The organism is Acidovorax sp. GW821-FHT09B03, assembly GCF_059418305.1.
On sequence record NZ_JBWKPP010000002.1, the window covers coordinates 655,853 to 678,696 of the forward strand.

18 protein-coding genes and 1 pseudogene are annotated in these 22,844 nt (G+C 66.7%); 9 read left to right on the top strand and 10 right to left on the bottom strand.

Annotation, left to right across the window (positions count from 1 at the left end):
• Positions 1 to 2 precede the first annotated feature (2 nt).
• The 4 genes from AC07PA_RS06305 to AC07PA_RS06320 all read left to right on the top strand — a co-directional run bounded on the left by AC07PA_RS06305 (position 3) and on the right by AC07PA_RS06320 (position 5,095).
• On the top strand, positions 3 to 1,475 hold the full coding sequence (locus tag AC07PA_RS06305; protein WP_494610141.1) for a DUF4303 domain-containing protein: 1,473 nt from the start codon (positions 3 to 5) through the stop codon (positions 1,473 to 1,475).
• 65 nt (positions 1,476 to 1,540) lie between these two features.
• A complete protein-coding gene (locus AC07PA_RS06310; protein ID WP_494610142.1) occupies positions 1,541 to 2,353 on the top strand; it encodes an alpha/beta fold hydrolase in 813 nt (270 codons plus the stop codon).
• Between the two features lie 16 nt (positions 2,354 to 2,369).
• A complete protein-coding gene (locus AC07PA_RS06315) occupies positions 2,370 to 3,353 on the top strand; it encodes a DUF2157 domain-containing protein (RefSeq protein ID WP_494610144.1) in 984 nt (327 codons plus the stop codon).
• Positions 3,350 to 5,095: a GDYXXLXY domain-containing protein gene (locus tag AC07PA_RS06320; protein ID WP_494610145.1), complete on the top strand. Its 1,746-nt coding sequence runs from the start codon at positions 3,350 to 3,352 to the stop codon at positions 5,093 to 5,095. The genes AC07PA_RS06315 and AC07PA_RS06320 overlap by 4 nt, the downstream gene beginning before the upstream one ends.
• Here AC07PA_RS06320 and AC07PA_RS06325 read toward each other — a convergent pair whose 3' ends face one another.
• Both AC07PA_RS06325 and AC07PA_RS06330 read right to left on the bottom strand, forming a co-directional pair.
• On the bottom strand, positions 5,096 to 6,310 hold the full coding sequence (locus AC07PA_RS06325; protein ID WP_494610146.1) for a DUF418 domain-containing protein: 1,215 nt from the start codon (positions 6,308 to 6,310) through the stop codon (positions 5,096 to 5,098). It lies immediately after the preceding gene.
• Positions 6,307 to 6,906: a TetR/AcrR family transcriptional regulator gene (locus tag AC07PA_RS06330; protein WP_494610147.1), complete on the bottom strand. Its 600-nt coding sequence runs from the start codon at positions 6,904 to 6,906 to the stop codon at positions 6,307 to 6,309. Before AC07PA_RS06330 ends, AC07PA_RS06325 begins: the two co-directional genes overlap by 4 nt.
• Positions 6,907 to 7,039: 133 nt before the next feature.
• Between AC07PA_RS06330 and AC07PA_RS06335 the strand changes: the two genes are divergently transcribed.
• Positions 7,040 to 7,378, top strand: a complete 339-nt coding sequence (locus AC07PA_RS06335) for an Mpo1-like protein (protein ID WP_494610148.1) — start codon at positions 7,040 to 7,042, stop codon at positions 7,376 to 7,378.
• Positions 7,379 to 7,444: 66 nt separating this feature from the next.
• Here the strand turns inward: AC07PA_RS06335 and AC07PA_RS06340 are convergent, their stop codons facing one another.
• Positions 7,445 to 8,434, bottom strand: a complete 990-nt coding sequence (locus tag AC07PA_RS06340; RefSeq protein ID WP_494610149.1) for a tripartite tricarboxylate transporter substrate-binding protein — start codon at positions 8,432 to 8,434, stop codon at positions 7,445 to 7,447.
• A gap of 37 nt (positions 8,435 to 8,471) precedes the next feature.
• The gene (locus AC07PA_RS06345; RefSeq protein WP_007858618.1) at positions 8,472 to 9,638 is read right to left on the bottom strand and encodes a mandelate racemase/muconate lactonizing enzyme family protein; all 1,167 of its coding nucleotides are present in this window, start codon (positions 9,636 to 9,638) and stop codon (positions 8,472 to 8,474) included.
• Between the two features lie 108 nt (positions 9,639 to 9,746).
• Here AC07PA_RS06345 and AC07PA_RS06350 point away from each other — a divergent pair, with 108 nt between their 5' ends.
• The gene (locus tag AC07PA_RS06350; RefSeq protein WP_494610150.1) at positions 9,747 to 10,673 is read left to right on the top strand and encodes a LysR family transcriptional regulator; all 927 of its coding nucleotides are present in this window, start codon (positions 9,747 to 9,749) and stop codon (positions 10,671 to 10,673) included.
• A 15-nt stretch (positions 10,674 to 10,688) separates the two neighbouring features.
• Here AC07PA_RS06350 and AC07PA_RS06355 read toward each other — a convergent pair whose 3' ends face one another.
• From AC07PA_RS06355 to dnaG, 4 genes are all read right to left on the bottom strand, one after another.
• A complete protein-coding gene (locus tag AC07PA_RS06355) occupies positions 10,689 to 12,230 on the bottom strand; it encodes a methyl-accepting chemotaxis protein (RefSeq protein WP_494610151.1) in 1,542 nt (513 codons plus the stop codon).
• A 16-nt stretch (positions 12,231 to 12,246) separates the two neighbouring features.
• Positions 12,247 to 13,263: a Bug family tripartite tricarboxylate transporter substrate binding protein gene (locus tag AC07PA_RS06360; RefSeq protein ID WP_494610152.1), complete on the bottom strand. Its 1,017-nt coding sequence runs from the start codon at positions 13,261 to 13,263 to the stop codon at positions 12,247 to 12,249.
• A 208-nt stretch (positions 13,264 to 13,471) separates the two neighbouring features.
• Positions 13,472 to 15,850, bottom strand: a complete 2,379-nt coding sequence (rpoD, locus tag AC07PA_RS06365) for an RNA polymerase sigma factor RpoD (protein ID WP_494610153.1) — start codon at positions 15,848 to 15,850, stop codon at positions 13,472 to 13,474.
• Between the two features lie 248 nt (positions 15,851 to 16,098).
• On the bottom strand, positions 16,099 to 18,177 hold the full coding sequence (gene dnaG / locus AC07PA_RS06370) for a DNA primase (RefSeq protein ID WP_494610154.1): 2,079 nt from the start codon (positions 18,175 to 18,177) through the stop codon (positions 16,099 to 16,101).
• A gap of 165 nt (positions 18,178 to 18,342) precedes the next feature.
• On the opposite strand from dnaG, the gene AC07PA_RS06375 reads away from it, so the two are divergent.
• Positions 18,343 to 19,629 (top strand): solute carrier family 23 protein, encoded by a 1,287-nt coding sequence (locus AC07PA_RS06375; RefSeq protein WP_494610155.1) that lies wholly within the window; start codon positions 18,343 to 18,345, stop codon positions 19,627 to 19,629.
• 115 nt (positions 19,630 to 19,744) lie between these two features.
• Positions 19,745 to 20,440 (top strand): annotated as a pseudogene (locus tag AC07PA_RS06380) (AMP-binding protein); the annotation flags it as partial.
• A 419-nt stretch (positions 20,441 to 20,859) separates the two neighbouring features.
• On the opposite strand, the gene AC07PA_RS06385 reads toward AC07PA_RS06380, so the two are convergent.
• Positions 20,860 to 21,270 carry a helix-turn-helix domain-containing protein gene (locus tag AC07PA_RS06385; RefSeq protein WP_494610156.1) on the bottom strand — a complete coding sequence of 137 codons (411 nt, stop codon included), beginning with the start codon at positions 21,268 to 21,270 and terminating at the stop codon, positions 20,860 to 20,862.
• A gap of 207 nt (positions 21,271 to 21,477) precedes the next feature.
• Here AC07PA_RS06385 and AC07PA_RS06390 point away from each other — a divergent pair, with 207 nt between their 5' ends.
• On the top strand, positions 21,478 to 21,942 hold the full coding sequence (locus AC07PA_RS06390; RefSeq protein WP_494610157.1) for a hypothetical protein: 465 nt from the start codon (positions 21,478 to 21,480) through the stop codon (positions 21,940 to 21,942).
• On the opposite strand, the gene AC07PA_RS06395 is transcribed toward AC07PA_RS06390, so the two are convergent.
• Positions 21,914 to 22,225 carry a helix-turn-helix domain-containing protein gene (locus AC07PA_RS06395; RefSeq protein ID WP_494610158.1) on the bottom strand — a complete coding sequence of 104 codons (312 nt, stop codon included), beginning with the start codon at positions 22,223 to 22,225 and terminating at the stop codon, positions 21,914 to 21,916. The two genes, AC07PA_RS06390 and AC07PA_RS06395, sit on opposite strands and share 29 nt — an antisense overlap.
• Positions 22,226 to 22,844 lie beyond the last annotated feature (619 nt).

Consider the following 22,844-nt stretch of genomic DNA (forward strand, 5'->3'; position numbering starts at 1 on the left):
CCATGGACTGGCAGGCCTTCGAGCAGACGCTGCTCGACGATGCGCTGGCGCAGGTGTTGCCCGCGCTGCAGGCGCACCCGCTGCGCGGCGATGTCTATGCCGTGGCGCTCGCGGGCATCTACCGCGAGCACGATGGCCCCATCCACCTGCCCACGGTGGCGATGAACAGCGAGGCCGCACTGGCCGGGGCCGGGGACGAGGCATCGGAAGGCGAGGGAACGCTCTACGACCTGCGCTGGAACCCGGCGGACTGGTGCTGGCCCGACATGGCGTCGGGCAGCGCCGCCATGGCCGCCGCCGAAGCCGCACTCGCGACCGAGGCCCAAGGGGGCGACGTGGCGCAGTGGGAGGCTGCGGACCGCCGCTGCATCGACGCCCTGGTGCGCGTGTGCCAGCGCCTGCGCGATGCCTTGCACGCATCGGCCGTGGCCGACCGGCTCACACCCGGCTTTGCCGTGCTGCTGCACGAGGACAGCGACGAGGGCGTTGCCATGGCCTTGCGCTGCCTGGGCGACGAAGCCTTTGCACGCCTGCTGCCAGGCCATGCCGCAGACCTGGCCGAAGAGGCGCGCGTGGCGGCCCTGCCCGAGGCAGAGCGCCTGCGCTACCACCTGGCCTGCCTGGCGCACCAGCCCGCGCCCGAACTGGGCCTGACGCGCGAGCAGGCCCAGCGCCATGGCGAAGCGGCGCAGCGCGCGCTGCGCGCTTTTGGCTCCGCTGCCATCCCGGCACTGCTGCAATTGCTGGTGCGAACCGAGACGCAGTGCGAGGCCGCGCGTCTGCTGGGCGAGATCGGCGCGGCCACGCCCGAGGTGGTGGCTGCCTTGCGGGCCCAGGTGCTCCGGGCCGTGCCGCGCAGCAGCCTGCGCCATCTGGCACAGGCCGGGCGCAACATCTGCGCCGGTGCGCTGGCCCACCTGGGCGACAGCGCCTGGCTGCTGCAGCAGGCCCAGGCGGGCACGCTCGGCGACGAGTGCGTGGCGCAGGGCCTGTCATCGCCCTATGGCGCGTTCCGCAACCGTGCGCTGGACCCGCTGCCGCTCGACTACCGCCCGGTCGAATCCCTGCCCGCCGTGCGGCCTGCGCTGCTGCCGCTGGTGGAGCAATGGCTGCGCCCCGGCAAGGGCACCTGCACCTTGCGCCTGCACGAGGTGGACGAGGCCCTGCGCGGCCTGCAGTCGCCGCTCACCGCGGTGCGCCAGCATGCGGCCATGGTGCTGGGTGAACGGGCCCTGGGCGCCGAGGCCGGTGCGCGCACCGTGCCCGCGCTGGCCCATGCCGTGGTGCACGACAGCGACGAGACCGTGCGCTACCTGGCCGTGCTGGCGCTGGACGACTGGCGTGGCGCGGCCGCCGCACAGCGACCGCTGGCCGAGGCCACGGCCCGAGGGGACGGCAGCACCAAGGTGCGTGACGCAGCGCAGCGCTGGCTCCAGGTGCTGGACGACCTGACCGCCGGTGTGCCGCCACGCTGAGGGCGACCATCGCGCTGGCACGACAAGAACGACGAAACAAAGACAGACAAAGAGGAACCATCCGTATGCAGATCCAAGTCAACGGCCACACCACCTACTGCTACACCGGCGGCAAGGCGTTCAACCCCGCACTGCCCACCGTGGTCATGGTCCACGGCGTGCTCAACGACCACAGCGTGTGGGCGCTGCAAAGCCGCTACCTTGCCAACCATGGCTGGAACGTGCTGGCGGTGGACCTGCCGGGCCACTGCCGCAGCGCGGGCGAAGCCCCGGCCAGCGTCGAGGCGGGGGCGGACTTCGTCGCTGCGCTGCTCGATGCCGCGGGCGTGCAGCGCGCGGCGCTGGTGGGCCACAGCTTCGGTTCGCTGATCGCGCTGGAGGCCGCGGCCCGCCTGGGTGAGCGCGTGAGCCACCTGGTGCTGGTGGGCACGGCCTACCCGATGAAGGTCTCGCCCGCACTGATCGACGCGGCGCTCAACGAGCCCGAGAAGGCGCTGCGCATGGTCAACGTGTTCTCGCGCAGCACGCTGGCGCCGCCTTCGGGCGCGGGCTTCTGGGTCTACAACGCGGGCATGGCGCTGGGCCGCAAGGTGCTGCGCAGCAACAGCGCCGTGAATGTGTTCCACCGCGGCTTCGTGGCCTGCGACAGCTATGCCAACGGCGAGCAGGCGATTGCCGCCGTGCAGTGCCCCGTGCTGTTCGCGCTGGGCGCGCAGGACCAGATGACCGCGCCCAAGGCAGCCCAGGGCCTGGTGGCGGCCGCGCGCGCAGCCGGCAAGCGGGTGCACACCACCAGCCTGCCCGTGGGCCACAACCAGATGAGCGAGGCGCCAGACGGTACGCTGATGGCGATCCGCGACTTCATTTCCCTGTCCTGAGCCAAAGGCCCCTCCCATGACCCTGCGCACCGCCCTGTTCGAGCTGGCCCGCCAGCACACGCTGGACCGACTGGCCGCCACCCGGCTGCTGGGCCTGGCGGGGTTCGACCGCCCGCCTGCCGCCCTGCACACCACGCTGTGGCGCACCGTGGCGGTCATCGCCGCGGCGCTCGGCGGCCTGGGGCTGGTGATGTGGATCGCGGCCAACTGGGAGAGCCTGGGCCGCTTCATGCGCTTTGCGCTGCTGCAGGGCTTTGTGCTGGCCATGTGTGCGGGCGCTGCGCTGCGAGCCGGAGCGCGCGCACCGCTGGCCATGCTGGCGCTGCTGGGAACGGGTGCGCTGTTCGCCTACTTCGGGCAGACCTACCAGACCGGGGCCGATCCCTGGCAGCTGTTTGCCGTGTGGGCCGCCCTCACGCTGCCCCTGGCGTTGGCCGTGCGCAGCGATGTGGTGTGGGTGCCGTGGACCCTGGTGGCCATGGTCGGCATCTCGCTGTGGGCGCAGGCGCACACGGGCCACAGCTGGCGCGTGTCGCCCGCGGACATGACGGTGCACCTGGTCTCCCTGGGCGCCGCGCTGGCCGTAGCGGCCGCCATGCTGCCGCAGGCGCAGCGCTTCACCGGCGCGGGCGTCTGGGCGCTGCGCACGGCGGGCACGCTGGCGCTGATGCTGGTCACGCTCACCGCACTCGGGGGCCTGTTCCATTCGCCGGTGGCGGGCCACTACGGCCTGGGCCTGGCGCTGCTGGCGGCGGCTGCGGCGCTGGTGGGCACGCGCACGCATTTCGATATCTTCCTGCTCAGCGGTGCGGCGCTGGGGCTCAACATCCTGCTGGTGACCGGGCTGGCGCGTGCCATGTTCTCGGCTTCCCGCTTCGGGGATTTTGTGGGTTCGCTGCTGCTCATTGGCCTGGTGGCGGCGGGGCTGCTGGCGGCCACCGTGAATCTGGTGATGCGCCTGGCGCGCCGTGCTGTGCAGCAGCAAGGAGACGCAGCATGAGCGAGGTATCCGGTGATCCCGTGAATCTGTCTGCCAGCGCCGCTGCGCCCGTGCCCACGCCCGGTGCGCTTGAAACCATCGTGCAGGTCGCCGTGGAGCAGGGCATCCTGCCGGCCGGCGCCTCTGCGGCCGATGCGAACCGGGCCGGCGGCACGGCGCGCCCCTGGCCCGTGGTGCTGCTCACGGCGCTGGGCGCCTGGCTGGCCGCGCTGCCGTTGCTGGCCATGTTCGGCCTGTTCTTCAGCGAGTGGATCGTGCGGGATGCGGGTGCCTACATCATCGGCGCCGTGGTGCTGGCCGGCGCCACGGCGGCCCTGCGCAGCAAGGACCTGCCGATCTTTCTGGAGCAGCTGGCGTTCCCCGCGCTGCTGACCGGCGCAGGCCTGCTGGGCTTTGCCTGCGGGCGCGACATGGGCCTGCAGCCGGCTGCAGCGGTCATGCTGGTGGTGGCGCTGGCAGTGGCCGCGCTCGTGGCCTTGCCCTGGCTGCGGGTGCTGCTGGGGGCGGGCGCGGCGGCGCTGTTTGCCGTGCTCATCTGGCCCGGTGCCGATGGCCGCTGGGCCCTGTCACCCCTGGTGCCCTGGAGCATGGTGCACGTCGTGCTCGCGGTGTGGGTGGGCCTGCTGCTGTGGCAGCGCCATGCGCTTGGCCGGGGTACGGCCGGCAACTGGCTGGCGGCGCTGCTGGAGCCCCTGGCCTGCGGCTGGCTGCTGGTGCTGCTGTGGGGCATCTGCGGCCTGTCGGGCCAGACCTTTCTGGTGGGCGGTGCGTTCGGTGCCGGTATCGGTGGCGAACTTGTGCGCGAGGTGGGCCGTGAGGTCGGGCCGCGCGGCTACGCGCTGTGGTGGATGGTGCAGGCCGGCAGCGTGTTGCTGGCGCTGGGTGCCGCCGCGATTGCGCAGCGCGCCTGGCCGGCGCTGCGCCAGCCCCGCGCCGCCGCGGTGGCCGTGGTGCTGGCCTTGCTGTGCTGGTTCTCGCCCCTGCTGGGCAGTGCGCTGCTGGCCTTGGCCATCGCCGGTACCACCCGCCGCTGGGGCCAGGCCACGGCGGCCGCACTGGCCTGCACCTGGATCATGGGCGGCTTCTATTACCTGCTGGCCTGGCCCCTGGCCACCAAGGCCATGGTGCTCGTGGGCTGTGGTGCGCTGCTCGGGGTGCTGGCCTGGAGCGCACTGCGCACGCCACGTGCTGCCGCCACTGCGGTGCCTGCCCACGCAGCCCGCCACTGGGCCCACCGCGCCAGCCCCTGGCTGCTGGCCTTGAGCGCAGTGGCCACCGTGGCTGTGGCCAACATCGGCATCGCCGACAAGGAAAACACGATTGCCAAGGGCCAGAAGGTCTACGTGCCCCTGGCCCCGGTGGACCCGCGCTCGCTGATGCAGGGCGACTACATGCGCCTGCGTTTCACGCTGCCGCAGATGCCCGGTGTCGACCGGCGCGAGGCCGGTGTGGAAGGCCTGCTGGGCAGCCGGCCCTATGCCGTCGGCCGGCTCGATGCGCGCGGCGTGGTGGACTGGGAGCGTGTGGAAAAGTACGATGCCCCCATTGCCGCTGGCGAGTTCCGCATCCAGCTCACGCCCAAGAACGGCGAGTGGACACTGGTGACCGATGGCTGGTATTTCACCGAGGGCGATGCCAGCCGCTGGGAGCAGGCGCGCTTTGGTGAATTCCGCGTGCAGCCGGACGGCAAGGCCCTGCTGGTGGGCATGGCGGACGACCAGCTCGTGCCCATCGGGCGGTGATCATTCTGCCGGCCGGGGTGCACGCCGCCATGCGGGCCAGCGCAGCAGCGTGAAGGCGCGCAGCAGCCACTCCACCGGCCCGTAGGCGTGCTGCGCCATCCAGCGGCGGCTCAGTGAAAGCTGTGCCGCGTACAGCGCCACGCAGCCCAGCAGCACCGCCAGCGGTGGCACCCGCCCCACCAGCGCCAGGCCGTAGGCCGTGAACACCAGCGCACCCACCAGAGACTGCAGCAGGTAGTTGGACAGCGCCATGCGGCCCGCGGGTTCGAGCCATGCGGCCAGCGTCCCGCCGCCGGGGCGGTGCTGCAGCGCCCAGAGTAACGCGGCGACATAGCCCAGTGTGAGGAACGGTGCCGTGGCCAGGTCCACGGCCAGCACTGCCGCAGAGACATGGTCGCTCGGGCGCACCATGCTGGTCTGCACCGTGGCATAGAGCAAGGCGCCTGCAGCCCCGATCGGCAGGCAGCACCACAGCCACCGGCGCAGGCGCGCTGGCTCTGATACGGCGCGGGCCAGATAGCCCGAGCGGTGGGCCGCCAGCCCCAGCAGGAACATGGCCAGTGCGCAGGGCGCCTGCACGAACACCAGCACGAACCAGACGCCATCGGCCATATCGCGCCCGCGCTGGGCAATGGCGTCGAGGGCCCCGGCGCGGTAGGCCGCGGCGGCCTGCTGGGCCTTGGCATGGATCTCGGCCAGGGGCCAATCCATCGGCGGCGCCAGCGACATCAACCAGGCGAGCAGCCCCCAGCAGGCTGACACCAGCCCCAGCAGCGCCACGGCCAGCACCACCGCAGTGCCTGGCCGCAACCGGCGCATCAGCAGCAGCAGCGCGCCCAGCAGCGCATAGGTCACCAGGATGTCGCCCGCGAACAGCAGCCAGGCATGCGCCACACCCAGCAGCAGCAATCCCGCCAGGCGCCGCAGGAAGCGCGGCCCGAAGGCGCTGCCGGAGCGCTGGGCCGAGTCTATCTGCAGGGCAAAGCTGTAGCCGAACAGCAGCGAGAACAAGAGGTAGAACTTGGTCTCGAAGACCAGGGCCACGAACCAGCGCACGGCATGGTCCACGGGCCGCGAGAACGCAGGGTCGGCTACGCCGAGGCCGAAGTAGGTCGAGGCAAAGCTGCCGGCATTGACGAGCAGGATGCCCAGCAGCGCAAAGCCGCGCAGTGCGTCGATGGCATGTTCGCGGGCGGGGGTGACCACCGGTGTCATGCCAGGGGTCCGATCACGGTCGCCAGCGCGGCCAGCACCAGCGTGCGGTAGGCGGTGCTGTCGAACGGCACCTCCACCATGGCGCGGCCAAAGGCGCCGTCGAGCAGCAGCAGCACCCAGTCCGCCGCCTGGGCCGCAGGCATGGCCAGGCGCACCTGCCCGCGCTCCACGGCCGCCTCCAGCAGCTGCCGCAGTGCGGCCTTGCGACCCGCCTCGCCGTGCGCCACACAGGCCATGACAACCGGGTTGCGCACCCCCTCGGCCAGCACCTCCAGGCCGATGCGGGTGTAGACGGGGTCCGCCAGCAGGGCCAGGCTGTCGTCGACGATGTCCAGCAGCGCCTGGTACAGGTCCTGCGCCTGCCCGGCCTGGGCAAAGCGCTCGGCGGTCTCGCGCTGGTCCTCCTCCACGATGGCGGCAATGATGGCCTCCTTGGTGGGGAAGTAGTGGAACAGGTTGCCGGGGCTCATGCCGGCCTGCGCACAGATCTCGGCCGTGCGGGTGCCATGAAAGCCCTTGCGCATGAAGCACTCCACGGCCGCAGCCAGGATGTGCTGGCGCCGGGCCTGGTGCTGTGCGGGATTGAGGGTGCGCATGGATCGGGTAATTAATAGATCAACCAGTCGATCTATTAAAACATTGGACTTTGTGCGCTGTCAAACCCGGCACGCTTGTGCAGTGCACTTGGGCGTATAAAGCGCAGACAACAAAACCCCAAGGAGACAAGCCATGGACCTGAGCGCTGCGCCCACGAATCCCACCGACCCGCGGGCCTTCAAGAGCTTTGCGGAGTTCTACCCGTTCTACCTGACCGAACACAGCAACCAGACCTGCCGGCGGCTGCATTTCGTGGGCTCGACCCTGTCACTCCTGTGCGTGGCCTGGGCGGTGGCCACGCGACAGCCATACTTCCTGCTGATCGGCCTGCTGTGTGGCTATGGCTTTGCCTGGGTCGGACACTTCGGTTTTGAGAAGAACAAGCCGGCCAGCTTCAAGCGGCCGCTGTACAGCTTCATGGGGGACTGGGCGATGTACCGGGATATCTGGCGGGGTCGCGTGCCGTTCTGAAGCGCCGAGGGACCTGGCAGCCTCCGGAGTCTTCGGTCGAGTCGATCCGGCGGCTGCCTTCTATCGTCAGTCCGCGGTTTCCCCGGAGTCCTTGATGATCCTGGCCCAGCGGATCATCTCGCCCTCCACGTATTTCTTATGCTCCGCAGGTTCCAGGCGTGCGTCGGTCACGATACGCACGCCAAGTGCTTCCTCGCGCTGGATGAGTTCGGGATCCTTGAGCGCTGCCCGGATGGCGGCGTTCAGTCTGGCCAGCACGGCCGGTGGCGTGCCCTTGGGTGCGTACACGCCGTGCCATACCGACATCTCGAAGCCGGTCAGGCCCGCTTCTGCCAGCGTGGGCACTTGGGCAAGCGCGGGCAACGCCATCCGCTGCTTGCTGGTGACGCCAAAGACCTTGACCTTCTTCGCTTCGATCTGGGGCACGGCGTTGGTGGCCTGCTCGCACATCAGGTCCACCTGTCCGCCCATCAAGTCGGTCATGGCGGGCGCCGTTCCCTTGTAGGGAACGAAGGCCATTTTCGATTGCAGGGTGGCCTGCAGCACCAACCCGCACAGGTGGGATGCAGAGCCCACGCCGGCATTCGCGAGGTTGACCTTGCCGTCGTTGGAACTGATCCATTTGCGAAGGTCGGCAAAGTTGTTGGCCGCCAGGCCTGGCTTGCCGATCAGGGTGGAAGGCGCTTCGTTGATGAGTCCGAGGTACTCGAAGTCTTCCAGCGTTCTGTAGGGCAGCTTCTTGTAGAGCGCGGGTGCCGTGGAGATGCCGATGTGGTGCACCAGCAGGGTGTAGCCATCCGGGGATGCACGTGCGACGCGCGCCGCGCCGATGGTGCCTCCCGCGCCCGCAGTGTTGTCGACGATCACTGTCTGGGCCAAAGGCTTGCGCAGGGCTTCTGCCAGATCACGGGCAATCTTGTCGCTGGGACCGCCAGCGGAAAAGGGGACGACCAAGGTAATTGGCCTGTCCGGAAATTCCGCCCATGCGGTAGTGCTGCTGCTGATCGCAATCAGTCCGATGGCTGCGGCTGCAGCCCCTCGCTTCAAAGTGCCCATGGCTTGTCTCCTTCAGGTTCTGTTTGTGAGGGGGTGATCAGGCGGACAGGGCCTGCATCTGCGCATACAGGTCGGCCTTGCCTTCGAAACCGATGCCCGGCAGGTCGGGCAGCGTCACGTGGCCGTCGACCACCTTCACGCCGTCCGGGAAGCCGCCGAACGGCTGGAACAGGTCCGGATAGGACTCGTTGCCGCCCAGGCCCAGGCCGGCCGCGATGTTCAGCGACATCTGGTGCCCGCCGTGCGGGATGCAACGGCTTGCGGACCAGCCGTGTTCCTTGAGCATGTCCAGAGTGCGCAGGTACTCCACCAGGCCGTAGCTCAGCGCGCAATCGAACTGCAGCCAGTCGCGGTCGGGGCGCATGCCGCCATAGCGAATCAGGTTGCGCGCGTCCTGCATGGAGAACAGGTCTTCACCCGTGGCCATGGGGTTCTTGTAGTAGTTGCGCAAGGCTGCCTGCAGCTCGAAGTCGAGTGGGTCACCTGGCTCCTCGTACCAGAACAGGTCGTATTGAGACAGCGCCTTGGCGTACTGGATGGCGGTGTCCAGATCGAAGCGGCCGTTGGCGTCCACGCACAGCTTCTGGCCGTCCTGCAGCACGCTGAGGATGGAGTCGATGCGGCGAAGGTCTTCGTCGAGCGAGGCTCCGCCGATCTTCTTCTTGACCACGGTGTAGCCGCGGTCGATGTAGCTCTTCATCTCGTCCTTGAGCTTGCCGTGGTCCTGGCCGGGGTAGTAGTAACCGCCGGCAGCGTAGACGAAGATATTGCGGTTGGGCGTGCCATTGCCATAACGGTCGGCGAGCAACTGGAACAGTGGCTTGCCTTCGATCTTGGCCACAGCGTCCCACACGGCCATGTCGATGGTGCCGATGGCGACAGAGCGCTCACCGTGACCCCCTGGCTTTTCGTTGGTGAACATCGCGTTCCAGATCTTGTGCGGATCCAGGTTTTTGCCGCTGTCATCGATCAGGGAATCAGGGTTGGCTTCGAGCACACGCGGGATGAAGCGCTCGCGCATCAGCTTGCCTTGGCCATAGCGGCCGTTGGAGTTGAAGCCATAGCCGACCACCGGTTTGCCGTCGCGAATCACGTCGGTGATTACCGCCACCAGGCTCAGCGTCATCTTGCTGAAGTCGATGTAGGCATTGCGAATGGGGGAGCTGATGGGGATGGTCTTTTCTCGGATCTCAACGATTTTCATGCGGTGCTCCATAGGTCAAAACGGGTGTCGGGGTCGGTATGATCCGCAACTGCACGGCGTTTGACCAATGCCGTTTTTCTTCTCTTCAGTGCTTTCAAAGCACCGCCCATGCACATCTCCTGGCTCGAGGATTTCCTGGTCCTGGCCGCGGTCGGAAACTTCTCGCGCGCGGCGGAAGATCGCCACATGACGCAGCCTGCCTTCGGCCGCCGCGTGCGCGCGCTGGAAGAGTGGCTGGGGGCGGAGCTGTTTGATCGCAGCACGCAGCCGGTCAAGCTCACTGAGGCGGGCCTGTGGTTCCAGGGCGTTGCGCCCGAGTTGCTCGCGGAGGTGGCGCGCCTGCCCGGTGCGGCGCGTGCGGTGGCCGAGGCAAGCTCCCAAAGCCTGCGTTTTGCAGCGACCCATGCCTTGTCGCTGACCTTCATGCCGGCTTGGCTGCGCAGCTACGGCGCGCACACCATGGCTGGTACCCTGCAGCTGGAGTCCGACATGCTGCACCGCTGCGAGGCGCTGCTGGCCCAGAGCAAGGTGCAGTTCGTGCTGTGCCACGCGCATGCGCAGGCACCCAGCCAACTGCATGCGCAGGGCTACCCTTCGGTCTGCGTGGGCTCGGACGTTCTGCGGCCCGTGTGCGCCATGGGGCCGGGCGGTGCAGCCCTGTACGGCCTGGAGCGCTCCGTCGCGGCAGCGCCGTTGCTGGCCTACAGCGCGGAATCAGGCCTGGGCAACATCCTGCACAAGACCCTCGACAGCGCGCTGGGCCGGCTGCCGACCCATACCGTCTTCACCGCGCATTTGGCGTCCGTGCTCAGGACCATGGCACTGGAAGGCCGGGGCATTGCCTGGCTGCCCCAGAGTCTGGTGGGCGATGACCTGACAGCCGGTCGGCTGGCCGCCGCTGCGGCCACGCCGCAATGGAACATCGAACTCGAGATCCGGGTCTACCGCTCCCACACTCAGATGGGGCGCGCCGCCGAGGCGCTTTGGGAGGCCGTGGTGTGCGAGGCCGCAGGCACCGGGCGCGCCACGCCCTGAAGCGCTGCGTGGGTCTCAGCGCAGCCGGAATACCGCCACCGCCTCCACCAGCTGGTGGGCCTGGCCGCTCAGGCTTCCGGCGGCGGCCGCGCTCTGCTCCACCAGTGCGGCATTTTGCTGCGTGGCGTCGTCCATGCGCACGATGGCCTGGGTCACGCGCAGCATGTCGCGGGTCTGCTCGGCGCTGGCCTGGCTGATCTCTTCCACCAGGGTGCTCACGCCGCGGATGGATGTGACCACTTCGTCCATGGTGCTGCCGGCGTTGCGCGCCAGGTCGGAGCCGGCCTGCACGCGATCCACGCTGGTCTGGATCAGGGCCTTGATCTCGCGCGCGGCGCTGGCGCTGCGCGTGGCGAGGTTGCGCACCTCGCTGGCCACTACGGCAAAGCCGCGGCCCTGCTCGCCGGCGCGGGCCGCTTCCACGGCGGCATTGAGCGCCAGGATGTTGGTCTGAAAGGCAATGCCGTCGATGACGCCGATGATGTCGGCGATCTTGCGCGAGCTGTCCTGGATGCCCTGCACCACCTCCACCATCTGGCCCACGACCTGGCCGCCGCGCTCGGCGACCGAGGCACCGCTCTTGGCCAGCTCGTTCGCGCGCTGGGCGCTGGCGGCGTTGTTCTGCACGGTCTGCTGCAGCTGCTGCATGGACGACGAGGTTTCGTCCAGCGACGAGGCCTGGTCTTCGGTGCGCATGCTCAGGTCGGTGTTGCCCTGGGCGATCTCGGCGCTGGCACTGGCCACGCCCTCGGCATTGGTGCGCACGCCCGAGACAACGCGCTCCAGGTTTTCCTGCATCGCAGCCAGGGCCTGCAGCAGGCGCGCGGGTTCGTCGTTGCCGTCGATGGAGATGGTGGTCGTCAGGTCGCCAGCCGCCACCTTGTTGGCCAGGGACACGGCCACGCGCAGCGGGCCCACTACCGAACGGGTGAGCACCCAGCCCGCAAATACACCCAGTGCGCTCACCAGGGCCAGCGCCACCAGGCTGCTGACCAGGGCCCGGCGCGCATCTTGTGCGGCCTGCTGGGCAATGGCGGCACTGCTGTCGGCCACCTGCCGGCTCAGCTCTCCCAGGAGCTTGGCAGGGCCTTGGTCGATGTCGGCCACGTCGGCATCGCCGGCCGAGGCCACGAAGCCCAGCGACTGGAAGGCCTCGAAGCCCTTGCGGTAGCCCTGGGCCATCTGGGTGTGGGCGTCGGCGAATTTCTGCAGCGCGGCGCGCTCGCTGCTGTCCACCAGCTGCGGTGCCAGCGCCTTGGCCGCATCGGCCACGCGCTTTTCGCTGGCCTGGAAGGCGTTCCAGTGCAGCTCGCGCTTGCGCGAGTCCTCGCCGCGCAGGAGCGTGTTCTTCCACTCCATCACCTGGGTCTTGAACTCGCTCTCCATGCGCGAGACCGCGCGCTCCTGCGCCACGCGCTGCAGCACGGTGGCGTCATAGGTACCGAGCGTGCCGTACAGCGCGGCAATCCCGAAGAGTGCCGCGCCGATCATCAGCGCCAGCACCAGGCCCAGTGCGCCCGCCATGCGGGTGCCGATGGAGTAGCGGGACATGTTCATCAGGAAATCCTTGAGCCTAGGCCTTCAGTTTGAGCAGGTAGACCATCACGCGCGCGGTGGTCAGGTCCAGTTCCATGAATTCGGTCAGGTCCTTGCCGGTGAGCCAGGAGGCGTCCCATTTGTTGGCCTTCAGGGTGCGCACCCAGGATTCATGCACGGTGGCGGCCTCCACGGCGGTCACCATCTCGGCCAGGCGTGCGGCAGAGACGCCCTTGCCCGTGAACACGCCGCGCCAGTTGGCCATGACGGCATCGATGCCCTGCTCGCGAAAGGCCGGCAGGCCGAACACGCTGCGCCGGGCCGACACGCCGATGGCACGCAGCTTGCCGGCCGCGATGGCCTCGCTGAACTCGCTGTAGCCCGACAGGCCCAGGGCTGCCTTGCCGGTGACCAGGGCATCCACCACCTCGTTGCCGCCCGCAAAGGGGCGGTAGACCAGTGCTTCGGGGCTGGCCTTGGCGGCGCGGGCCAGCACGCCCGCATAGATATGGTCCACGCCGCCCGCGGAGCCGCCGGCCACGGGCAGGGCGGGCAGGTCGGCCTTCATGGCGGCCACCAGGTCCTTGGCGCTGCGGATGGGGGACGACGCCGGCACGGCGGCCACCAGGTAGTCGCTGGTCAGGCGCGCAATGGGCTGGATCTGCGTCAGGTCCACGGCAGGCTTTTGCAGCGCCACGGCGCCCACCATCACCATGCCGCCCATGAGCAGGGTGTTGGGGTCGTTGGCGTATTTTTCGGCGTAGCGGGCCAGGCCGATGGTGCCGCCTTTACCGCCCACGTTCTCGTACTCCACCTGGTCCACGGCACCGGCCCCCATCAGGGCGGCACCCAGCGCACGGCCGGTCTGGTCCCAGCCGCCGCCCGCGTTGGCGGGGATCACGATGCGCAGGTTGCCGGCCAGCTTGGCGACCTTGGCCGGTGGGCGGGCCTGGGCCAGCACGGTGCTGCCCAAGGGGGTTGCCAGGGCGGCAAACGCGGCGGCACGGGCCAGCACCTTGCGGCGCTGCGTGTTCTCTGGGGTGGTGGCGGTCATGGCATTCCCTCGGTAAGCGGATGTATCCAGTCGCCATGGTGGGCGCTGAAACTGTCATTTGGCTGTCCAGGGTATCAGGGTATACGCCGAAGCGGGTGACATCTGTGGCCGCCACGCCACCATGGAAAACGCCCTGCGCCGCGGGTGCGGGGCAGGGCGTCGGAGGTGGAGAAGGCCCCCGCCAGGGGACGTTCGCCAGAGCTGTTGCTTACAGCGAGTCGATGAAGCTGCGCAGCTTGTCCGAGCGGCTGGGGTGCTTCAACTTGCGCAGCGCCTTGGCTTCGATCTGGCGAATGCGTTCGCGCGTCACGTCGAACTGCTTGCCCACTTCTTCCAGCGTATGGTCGGTGGACATCTCGATACCGAAGCGCATGCGCAGCACCTTGGCTTCGCGCGGCGTGAGGCCGTCCAGGATGTCCTTGACCACGTCGCGCAGGCCGGCCTGCATGGCGGCGTCGATGGGGGCGGTGTTGGCACCGTCCTCGATGAAGTCGCCCAGGTGGCTGTCGTCGTCGTCGCCGATGGGGGTTTCCATCGAGATCGGCTCCTTGGCGATCTTCATGATCTTGCGGATCTTCTCTTCCGGGATCTCCATCTTCGCAGCCAGGATGGACGCATCGGGCTCGAAGCCGAACTCCTGCAAATGCTGGCGGCTGATGCGGTTCATCTTGTTGATGGTCTCGATCATGTGCACCGGGATACGGATGGTGCGCGCCTGGTCGGCGATCGAGCGCGTGATGGCCTGGCGGATCCACCACGTGGCGTAGGTCGAGAACTTGTAGCCGCGGCGGTATTCGAACTTGTCCACGGCCTTCATCAGGCCGATGTTGCCTTCCTGGATCAGGTCCAGGAACTGCAGGCCGCGGTTCGTGTACTTCTTGGCGATGGAGATCACAAGGCGCAGGTTGGCCTCGATCATTTCCTTCTTCGCGTCGCGCGAGGTGGCCTCGCCCTCGTTCATGCGCTTGTTGATGTCCTTGAGCTCGGTCAGCGGCACCACCACGCGGGCCTGCAGGTCCATCAGCCTTTGCTGCAGTTCCTGCACGGGCGGGATGTTGCGCGCCATCACCGTGCTCCAGGGCTTGCCGGCGGCGGCCTGCTTTTCCACCCATTGCAGGTTCAGCAGGTTGGGCGGGAAGTCCTTGATGAAGGTTTCCTGCGGCATGCCGCACTTGTCCACGATGATGCGGCGCAGCTCGCGCTCCTTCTTGCGCACGTCGTCCACCTGGCCGCGCACCATGTCGCACAGCTTCTCGATGGTCTTGGCGGTGAAGCGGATGGTCATCAGCTCTTCCGACAGGGCGTGCTGGGCCTTCACGTAGGCAGGCGTGCCGTAGCCTTCCTTGTCGTAGATCTTGTGGACCTTCTCGAACAGGTCCCGGAGCTTGTCGAAGCGCTCGAGGGCCTGCTTCTTGAGCTCTTCGAGCTTCTTGGTCAGCGCCTTGGAGCCGCCCTTGCCGTCGTCGTCGTCGGCTTCGTCGAATTCGTCGAAGTCTTCCTCGGCCACGTAGTCGTCGGCCTCGTTGGGGTTGGAGAAGCCGTCCACGATGGTGGAGATGACGACCTTGCCTTCGCGGATCTCCTCACCCATGTTGAGGATCTCGGCGATGGTGGCGGGCGATGCGCTGATCGCCTCCATCATGGCCATCAGGCCGCCTTCGATGCGCTTGGCGATTTCGATTTCGCCTTCGCGGGTGAGCAGCTCCACCGTTCCCATTTCGCGCATGTACATGCGCACGGGGTCGGTGGTGCGGCCGAATTCGCTGTCCACGGTGGACAGGGCGGCTTCGGCGGCTTCTTCGGCTTCTTCTTCACTGGCGCCCGTGGGGGCGTTGTCGGTGATGATCAGCGCCTCGGCATCGGGCGTCTGCTCGTACACGGCCACGCCCAGGTCGTTCAGCGTGGTGATGACGGCTTCGAGCGTTTCGGCATCGACCAGCTTGTCGGGCAAGTGGTCGGAGATTTCGACGTGCGTGAGGTAGCCGCGCGTCTTGCCCAGCTTGATCAGGGTCTTCAGGCGCGAGCGGCGCTTGGCCAGGTCTTCCTCGGACAGGACGGTCTCGTCCAGGCCGAATTCCTTCATCAAGGCCCGTTCCTTGGCCTTGCTGATCTTCATGCGCAGCGGCTTGACCTTCTCGGCCGTGGGCGCGGCCTCGGCTTCGGTCTCGACTTCACCTTCCAGGTCGGCTTCGATGTCCGACAGGTCGGCGTCGTCGCCGCTCTCTTCGGCGCTTGCGCCGCCGGCGGCTGCCTTGGGCTTGCGGCCACGCTTGGCGGGCACCTTGGCCTCGGCCGTGGTGGCACCCGCGGCCTTGGCTGGACGGCCAGGGCGCTTCTTGGGGGCTTCTTCGCCGTCTGCCTCGACGGCAGCCTTGGCGCGGGCTTTCTTGAGTTCTTCGGGGGCTTCCGTCTTCTCGGCAGACTTGTTCACAGGCACTGGTTTCACTTTCTTGGCGGCAGGGGCGGGCGCAGCGGCGGCTTTGGAGGCCGCGGCCTTGGCGGGAGCCTTGGCCGCAGTTTTGGAGACGGCCTTGGCGGCGGGTGCTGGAGCGGACTTGGATGGCTTCGCGGACTTTTGAGCGGGCATGAACAACCTCAGAATCAAAAACGGACACAAAGAAAACGCAAGCGCCACAGATCCCGGCGCGGGTGGCACTGCAAAAGCCGTGCTTTTGCAGCTCGAGGGGCATCCCTCAGGGGCAAGATGTCTGGGCGAACATTTGGTGTGCAGTCCTTGCGATGGGTGGGCGGTTGTGCGCGTTTGTCACGGTGGCCCGGCTCGGAGGTGCTGCTGTCGCTCTTGCCTAACCCTACATTATACCATCTGGGTCGATTTCAAGCCGCCTTGACGGTTGCACCCAATAAAACAACACGTTTTTGCTCCAGAACGCGGTAGCGCTCCAGGGCGCTGGGGTCCTTGGCCGCCTGCAGGATCAGCAGTTTCTGTTGTTCCTTGATGTCTTCGATGAGCATCCGGTTCAGTAGATCCCGCAATTCCAGCCGGAGTTCCGCCAGTTCGCCCTCGGTCTGGGCGTGGGCGCCGGTCATCACCTTGACGCCCAGTTCCTCGCATTCGTGGTCGCGCAGGCTCTCGCGCAGCACCGCCCAGGCCTGCGGGCCGTGCTCGTGGAACTGCGCTTCCAGCCAGGTGAACAGCGGTCCATGGGGTGCCGGCAGGGCGCACAGGGCGGTGTGGTCGTCGTGGGTGAGCTCTTCGAGAAAGCCCATGTGCGACAGCAGCAGGCGCGCAGCGTGGTCTGCCCGGCCCATGGCGGGGGTGCGCGGCAAGCGCGGCTGGGGGCCCCAGGGAGAGTCCTTGTCCTTTTTTTTCCACTTGCCGCCGCTGTTGACCCATTCACTGCCGCCGCCCTTGCGGAAGGGGGGCTTGCCATTGCCGGCTCCGCCGCTTCCACCACCGCTGTAGCCGCCATGGCCGCCATCGCTCTGGCCCTGGTACCCGCCGCCCACGTAGTCGGGCCCATGGGGGGGCTGCCAGCCGTCCAGGTCCGGCGGGGAGGCGCCCCAGGGGGGCTCATCGGCATACGGGTTGGCGGCTTCCTGCGTGCGCGACGGCCGCTGCTGGGGTGCCGGCGCTGCGGCGGGAGCGCGGGCTCCGCCGGGGTTCCACAGCTCGGAGAGGTCACGCGCATTGAGCTGCGTGAGCTCGGCCAGTTCGCCCAGCAGCTGGCGCTTGAGCACCCCATCGGGCAGCGCCGTCCACAAGGGGCGGGCGTTGCTGGCCATGTGGGCGCGGCCCTCGGCCGTGGTCAGGTCGCAGCCGTCGCTGGCCGATTCGACCAGGAAGCGGCTCAGCGGCACGGCCTCGCTCACGTGCCTGGCAAAGGCATCCGTGCCATGGGCGCGGATGAAGCTGTCCGGGTCGTGCTCGGCCGGCAGGAACAAAAACTTGATGCTGCGCGTGTCCGTGGCGTGGGGCAAGGCGCCATCGAGCGCCTTGCGCGCGGCGCGCCGGCCGGCGTTGTCGCCGTCGAAGCTGAACACCACCGCCTCGGTGAAGCGCAGCAGCTTTTGCACATGCTCGGGCGTGCACGCCGTGCCCAGCGTGGCCACGGCGTTCGGAAAACCGAGCTGCGCCAGCGCCACCACGTCCATGTAGCCTTCGGTCACGAGCGCATAGCCATGCTCGCGGATGGGCGTGCGCGCCTCGAACAGGCCATAGAGCTCGCGCCCCTTGTGGAACACCGGGGTTTCGGGCGAATTGAGGTACTTGGGCTTGTCGTCGCCCAGCACGCGCCCGCCAAAGCCGATGCATTCGCCCTTGACGTTGCGGATGGGGAACATCACCCGGTCGCGAAAGCGGTCATAGCGCTTGTCCTGCCCGTCCTCGCCCACGATGACCAGGCCGCTTTCCTCGAGCAGCGGGTCGTCGTAGTGCGGGAACACGCTGGCCAGGCTGCGCCAGCCCTCGGGCGCATAGCCCAGGCCATAGCGCTTGGCCACTGCGCCCGACACGCCCCGGCCCTTGAAGTAGGCAATGGCGCGCTGCGACTCGCGCAGCTGGCGGCGGTAGGCGTCACCGGCTTTTTCCAGCACGTCGGTCAGCGTGGCCTGCTTCTGGCGGGCGGCGGCGGCACGCTCCTTCTCCTGCGGGGAGATGTCGTCGTCGGGCACCTGCAGGCCCACCTGCTGGGCCAGGTCCTGCACGGCCTCGACGAAGCCCATGCCCGCATGGTCCATGAGGAAGCCGATGGCATTGCCGTTCTTGCCACAGCCGAAGCAGTGGTAGAACTGCTTGGAGGGGCTGACGCTGAAGGATGGCGACTTTTCCCCGTGGAAGGGGCACAGCCCCATGAAATTGGCCCCGCCTTTCTTCAACTGGACGTAGCGGCCCACGATCTCGACCACGTCGGTGCGGGCAAGCAGTTCCTGGATGAATGACTGGGGGATGGACACCTGGGCATTTTCCTCCATCTGCAATGCCCGCGGTTGGACCCTGAATCCGGCTGCCCGGCCCTTGGGCCAGGTTGTCCCTGAAAGATGAAAACCTGCCGAACCAGCGCACTGGGCCGCTATTCATCCACTAGCATTCCCGCCTCAAATCACAAGGAACAATACATCATGGGATTCATGAACTGGCAGGAAAAGAGTGCAGACGTGCTGCAGCAGGGGGGCGTGATCGCGCCGGATGAGCGGCTGCCCTGGCCGCAGACGGCGGCCATGGGCGTGCAGCACGTGATCGCCATGTTCGGCGCCACGGTGCTGGCGCCCATCCTGATGGGGTTCGACCCCAACGTCGCCATCCTGATGAGCGGCGTGGGCACGCTGATCTTCTTCATCGTCACCGGCGGCAAGGTGCCTAGCTACTTGGGTTCGAGCTTCGCCTTCATCGGGGTGGTGATCGCGGCCACGGGCCACGCGGGCAGCGGCCCCAACGCCAACATCGGCGTGGCGCTGGGCGGCATCATCGCGTGCGGCCTGCTCTACACGCTGATTGGAGTGCTGGTGCAGGCCATCGGCACGGGCTGGATCGAGCGCTTCATGCCGCCCGTGGTCACCGGTGCCGTGGTGGCCGTGATCGGCCTGAACCTGGCGGGCATCCCCATCAAGAACATGGCAGCCAGCAACTTCGACAGCTGGATGCAGCTCGTGACCTTCGTGAGCGTGGGCCTGGTGGCCGTGCTCACACGCGGCATGGTGCAGCGCCTGTTGATCCTGGTGGGCCTGATCGTGGCCAGCATCATCTACGCGGTGCTCACCAACGGCATGGGCCTGGGCAAGCCGATCGACTTCTCCATCCTGGCGAACGCCGCGTGGGTGGGCATGCCCAACTTCGCCGCACCTGTGTTCAGCGGCAACGCCATGCTGCTCATCGCCCCGGTGGCCATCATTCTGGTGGCCGAGAACCTGGGTCACATCAAGGCCGTGACGGCCATGACCGGCCGCGACCTGGACCGCTACATGGGCCGCGCGTTCATCGGCGATGGCGTGGCCACCATGGTGAGTGGCGGTGTGGGCGGCACGGGCGTGACCACCTATGCGGAGAACATTGGCGTGATGGCGGCCACCAAGATCTACTCCACCGCCGTGTTCCTGCTGGCGGGCGTGTTCGCGCTGGTGCTGGGCTTTTCCCCCAAGTTCGGCGCGCTGATCCAGACCATTCCGCTGCCGGTGATGGGCGGGGTGTCGATCGTGGTGTTCGGCCTGATCGCAGTGGCCGGCGCCAAGATCTGGGTGGACAACAAGGTGGACTTCTCGCAGAACAAGAACCTCATCGTGGCCGCCATCACGCTCATCCTGGGCACGGGCGACTTCACGCTCAAGTTCGGCCAGTTCGCACTGGGCGGCATCGGCACGGCCACCTTCGGCGCCATCCTGCTGTACGCGCTGCTCAACCGCAAGGAATGAGCCGCCAGGAAGGACGGACGGCCCGCGGGTTGGCCCTGAATGCGGCGGCATGGCCCTTTGGTCTAATGGCCCGATTGCCCTTAGAACAGGTTCTCAACTGCCAAGGAACGCCGCCATGCCCCCTATGTTCGACCAGCACCTGGACCGCAACAGCGCCAACTTCGCGCCCCTGTCGCCCCTGTCCTTCATCGAGCGCACGGCCGAGGTCTACCCCGACCGCCTGGCCATCGTGCACGGCAGCCTGCGCCAGACCTGGGGACAGACCCATGCGCGCTGCCGCCAGCTGGCCAGCAGCCTGAACCGCGCCGGCATCGGCAAGAACGACACCGTGGCGGCACTGCTGCCCAACACCCCGCCCATGGTGGAGGCGCATTTCGGTGTGCCGATGGCCGGCGCCGTGCTCAATGCCATCAATACCCGGCTCGATCCCGAGACCATCGCCTTCATGCTCGACCACGGCGAGGCGCGCGCCATCATCGTCGACCCGGAGTTCACCGGCACCCTCGCCAAGGCCCTGGCATGGCGCAAGTCCCAGGCGCCGCTGCTGGTGCTCACGGTGCAGGACGCCGTGTACGGCCCGGCCGTGCAGGACCTGGGCGGCACGGACTACGACGCCTTCGTGGCCGCGGGCGATGAACAGCACACCTGGGAACTGCCCGCCGACGAGTGGGACGCCATTGCGCTGAACTACACCAGCGGCACCACCGGCAACCCCAAGGGCGTGGTCTACCACCACCGCGGCGCGGCCACCAATGCCATCAGCAACGTGCTGGAGTGGGATATGCCCAAGGGGGCGGTCTACCTGTGGACGCGACAAGTAGCCTTGACAGCTTTTGCTAAGGAAGAGCCATTCTTCCTGTGATGTGGCAGCCATCCAAATCCATAGCATGCTAAAGCTCGTCTGCTAACTATCGCTAGGCTACTTGCAGCGTGCCTACGGCATCAAGCCAAAGACACGAGCTGACAACCGCTTTTCGCCAACGCTGCTCCAGACTGCCTTGGCAGGCGCGCTCGCGCCGTGTCCGTAGCGCCCCCAGCGCAGGCCTCTTTAGGAGGCATTGCCAAGTATTTGGAGCTTGTAGGGCTTGGCTGCGGCGGTTGAGGCCGCCGGCAAGAGCAATTTTTTCTGGCAACCGACTTGCCTCTGCTCCGTCGAGTAACGCAGTCCTACTGCGCGGGCAAGCGCGCTAGGGCCGGAAGGCGGCCGCCCGTCGTCGCGTCAGAAGCCAACTACCAAAATGCTCGGTTGTCGATGTTCGAGAGTACCGACGCCAGCGCTGCCAGCGACTCGCCATCAATGTTTATCGCTGTCCTGCCAGCTCTCAGCGGAACAGCGCCTTTAGAGTGCTCCATCGCTCGTGCCATCACTTGGTCCACCAAGCTGATCCTTGGTACGAGTACATACCGTACGTCGCAGTTCAAGCCATCTGCAATCTTGGCCAGAGTATTCAGTGAGATCGAACCCTCAGCCTCGGACTGTTCAAGTTTTCTGACGCCTTGTTGAGAAATTCCTATGCGGCGACCTAAGGTCTCGGAGTTCATGCCGAGCGCCAGCCGCACTGTCTTCACCCATCCACTCCTGGGCAAGCCTAATCCCTGCAGCTTCGCGAGTTCGCGAAGCTGGCTGTCGAGTTCAACCAAGCGGGATAGATCCAATCGACTCGTCAAGGGCGGGTGGCGGAGAGGTTCAAGACAACATTCTGGTTGCGCAGATTCAGTTGCAAGGCAACCTAGAGCTTTCCATTTTCAAAAGGCTTGCCTCCAACGAGATTGCGCGTCGAAAGTTCAGCTATCTTCGCACGCTCCGTCCCGAATGGGACCAACTAGTCCCTCAAATATTTCACGAGCATGCTGCAGCTAGACAGAGATCACATTGGCCACTTCAGTGAGTTGGATATCTCAGAAATCCTTGAAAACGGTGGCTGGGACGCGATCCTCCCGAAAAGCTTGAGCGACCCCCAGTTGATCTGCGTTTCCGATCAACTTCGGGCGATGCTGTGGGGCGAAGGCGTGCGAGGTCCTGATGGAGAGCCAAACGCAGCGGTAGCGATTGCGCTGCTCTTGATGGCAAAGGCCGATCCTGCACCCTCGTCGGATGGCGAGCTTAAATTTGGAGCTAGCTTGGAGCAGTTGCAAGAGGTGATGATGCTTCTCAGTGTCGCTGCCGACCGCGAGATCGTGAACAGGCTGCTCAATCGTCCGAATGACGACGAATCGGTCACCATGCTGACAGGCATCAACGCCATCATGGTGAAAGGAAGTTCCCCGCGGCGGGAAAGAAAGTCTAAGAGGCGTCCTCAGGCAGGAGCGTAGAAAGATCAGCTCGCACGGACTTCAGCACTTTCTCGATGGAGGCTGCGTCGAACCTGCGTGCATATGCCACTGCCAGAACTGTCAATGGATGTACCTGCAAGCCTTCTGCGAGGTGCTCCACCATACCAATACTTGGGACCTGTGCGCCTTGCTCCACTCGACCAACATGCCGACGACTGATCGCAGGGATCAGGTCTTCCTGGGTGAAGCCGCGTGCATTGCGCAACTGCTTGAGCGCGCGGCCGACGGCGGCTTTCGGAGGATCTGACTTTCGAGTGGGCATTCACTCGATTTCCGCTGATGGCGACTAAAAAGACCACGACCAACTAGTCGCATTTTGAAAAGGACCAGGTTTATGACTTAACGACTAATGCCCAGACTGCCCGGAGCGTGCTTGAGTCTCCCCGCTCATAAAACATATGAAGAGGCCCGCGTAGCGCCCCCCCTGGCCAGCTCGTAAAGGGCAGAACTTGGGGCGGTTAGGCAGCGGCTAATCCTTGAGCGCCCATATCGCACACCACATGGACGGTCCGCCACTCCGGTGGGCCCATCAATAGTAGAAGTAAGACGGTTGAGAGCGAGCGAGGAAACGGACCAGCTGCCTGTTACGACGCAGGTCCTGCAAACCAGCAGGGGACAACAGAACCTCGCACAGGTCTTCCTTCGGGTTGACCGGGAGAAGGTCTCCGGGCCTTTCCTCCTTTTTCTACCGGCGTGCGGAATGCGACCTCGATGGATTCCCCGAAGGGAAGTTTCCGACGGTCGACGCCGTTCGCAAGCGCGCCGACGCTCGAGGTAGTGGGTTTCGCTGCTGATGGGCACTAGAGTTCATCAACGAGACCGCTCTGGGCTGTGTTGAGAGCGTTCGTAGGTGGTTGGTGCATCCTCATCCTCAATGAAGA

What these genes read in the sequence shown, in the direction of transcription:
- rpoD (WP_494610153.1), bottom strand. Translation starts at nt 15,850, where the DNA reads ATGCCCGCTCAAAAGTCCGCGAAGCCATCCAAGTCCGCTCCAGCACCC.
- AC07PA_RS06350 (WP_494610150.1), top strand. Translation starts at nt 9,747, where the DNA reads ATGCACATCTCCTGGCTCGAGGATTTCCTGGTCCTGGCCGCGGTCGGA.
- AC07PA_RS06340 (WP_494610149.1), bottom strand. Translation starts at nt 8,434, where the DNA reads ATGGGCACTTTGAAGCGAGGGGCTGCAGCCGCAGCCATCGGACTGATT.
- AC07PA_RS06345 (WP_007858618.1), bottom strand. Translation starts at nt 9,638, where the DNA reads ATGAAAATCGTTGAGATCCGAGAAAAGACCATCCCCATCAGCTCCCCC.
- AC07PA_RS06325 (WP_494610146.1), bottom strand. Translation starts at nt 6,310, where the DNA reads ATGACACCGGTGGTCACCCCCGCCCGCGAACATGCCATCGACGCACTG.
- AC07PA_RS06390 (WP_494610157.1), top strand. Translation starts at nt 21,478, where the DNA reads ATGCTGCAGCTAGACAGAGATCACATTGGCCACTTCAGTGAGTTGGAT.
- AC07PA_RS06375 (WP_494610155.1), top strand. Translation starts at nt 18,343, where the DNA reads ATGGGATTCATGAACTGGCAGGAAAAGAGTGCAGACGTGCTGCAGCAG.
- AC07PA_RS06360 (WP_494610152.1), bottom strand. Translation starts at nt 13,263, where the DNA reads ATGACCGCCACCACCCCAGAGAACACGCAGCGCCGCAAGGTGCTGGCC.
- AC07PA_RS06335 (WP_494610148.1), top strand. Translation starts at nt 7,040, where the DNA reads ATGGACCTGAGCGCTGCGCCCACGAATCCCACCGACCCGCGGGCCTTC.
- AC07PA_RS06395 (WP_494610158.1), bottom strand. Translation starts at nt 22,225, where the DNA reads ATGCCCACTCGAAAGTCAGATCCTCCGAAAGCCGCCGTCGGCCGCGCG.
- AC07PA_RS06330 (WP_494610147.1), bottom strand. Translation starts at nt 6,906, where the DNA reads ATGCGCACCCTCAATCCCGCACAGCACCAGGCCCGGCGCCAGCACATC.
- AC07PA_RS06305 (WP_494610141.1), top strand. Translation starts at nt 3, where the DNA reads ATGGACTGGCAGGCCTTCGAGCAGACGCTGCTCGACGATGCGCTGGCG.
- AC07PA_RS06355 (WP_494610151.1), bottom strand. Translation starts at nt 12,230, where the DNA reads ATGAACATGTCCCGCTACTCCATCGGCACCCGCATGGCGGGCGCACTG.
- AC07PA_RS06315 (WP_494610144.1), top strand. Translation starts at nt 2,370, where the DNA reads ATGACCCTGCGCACCGCCCTGTTCGAGCTGGCCCGCCAGCACACGCTG.
- AC07PA_RS06320 (WP_494610145.1), top strand. Translation starts at nt 3,350, where the DNA reads ATGAGCGAGGTATCCGGTGATCCCGTGAATCTGTCTGCCAGCGCCGCT.
- AC07PA_RS06310 (WP_494610142.1), top strand. Translation starts at nt 1,541, where the DNA reads ATGCAGATCCAAGTCAACGGCCACACCACCTACTGCTACACCGGCGGC.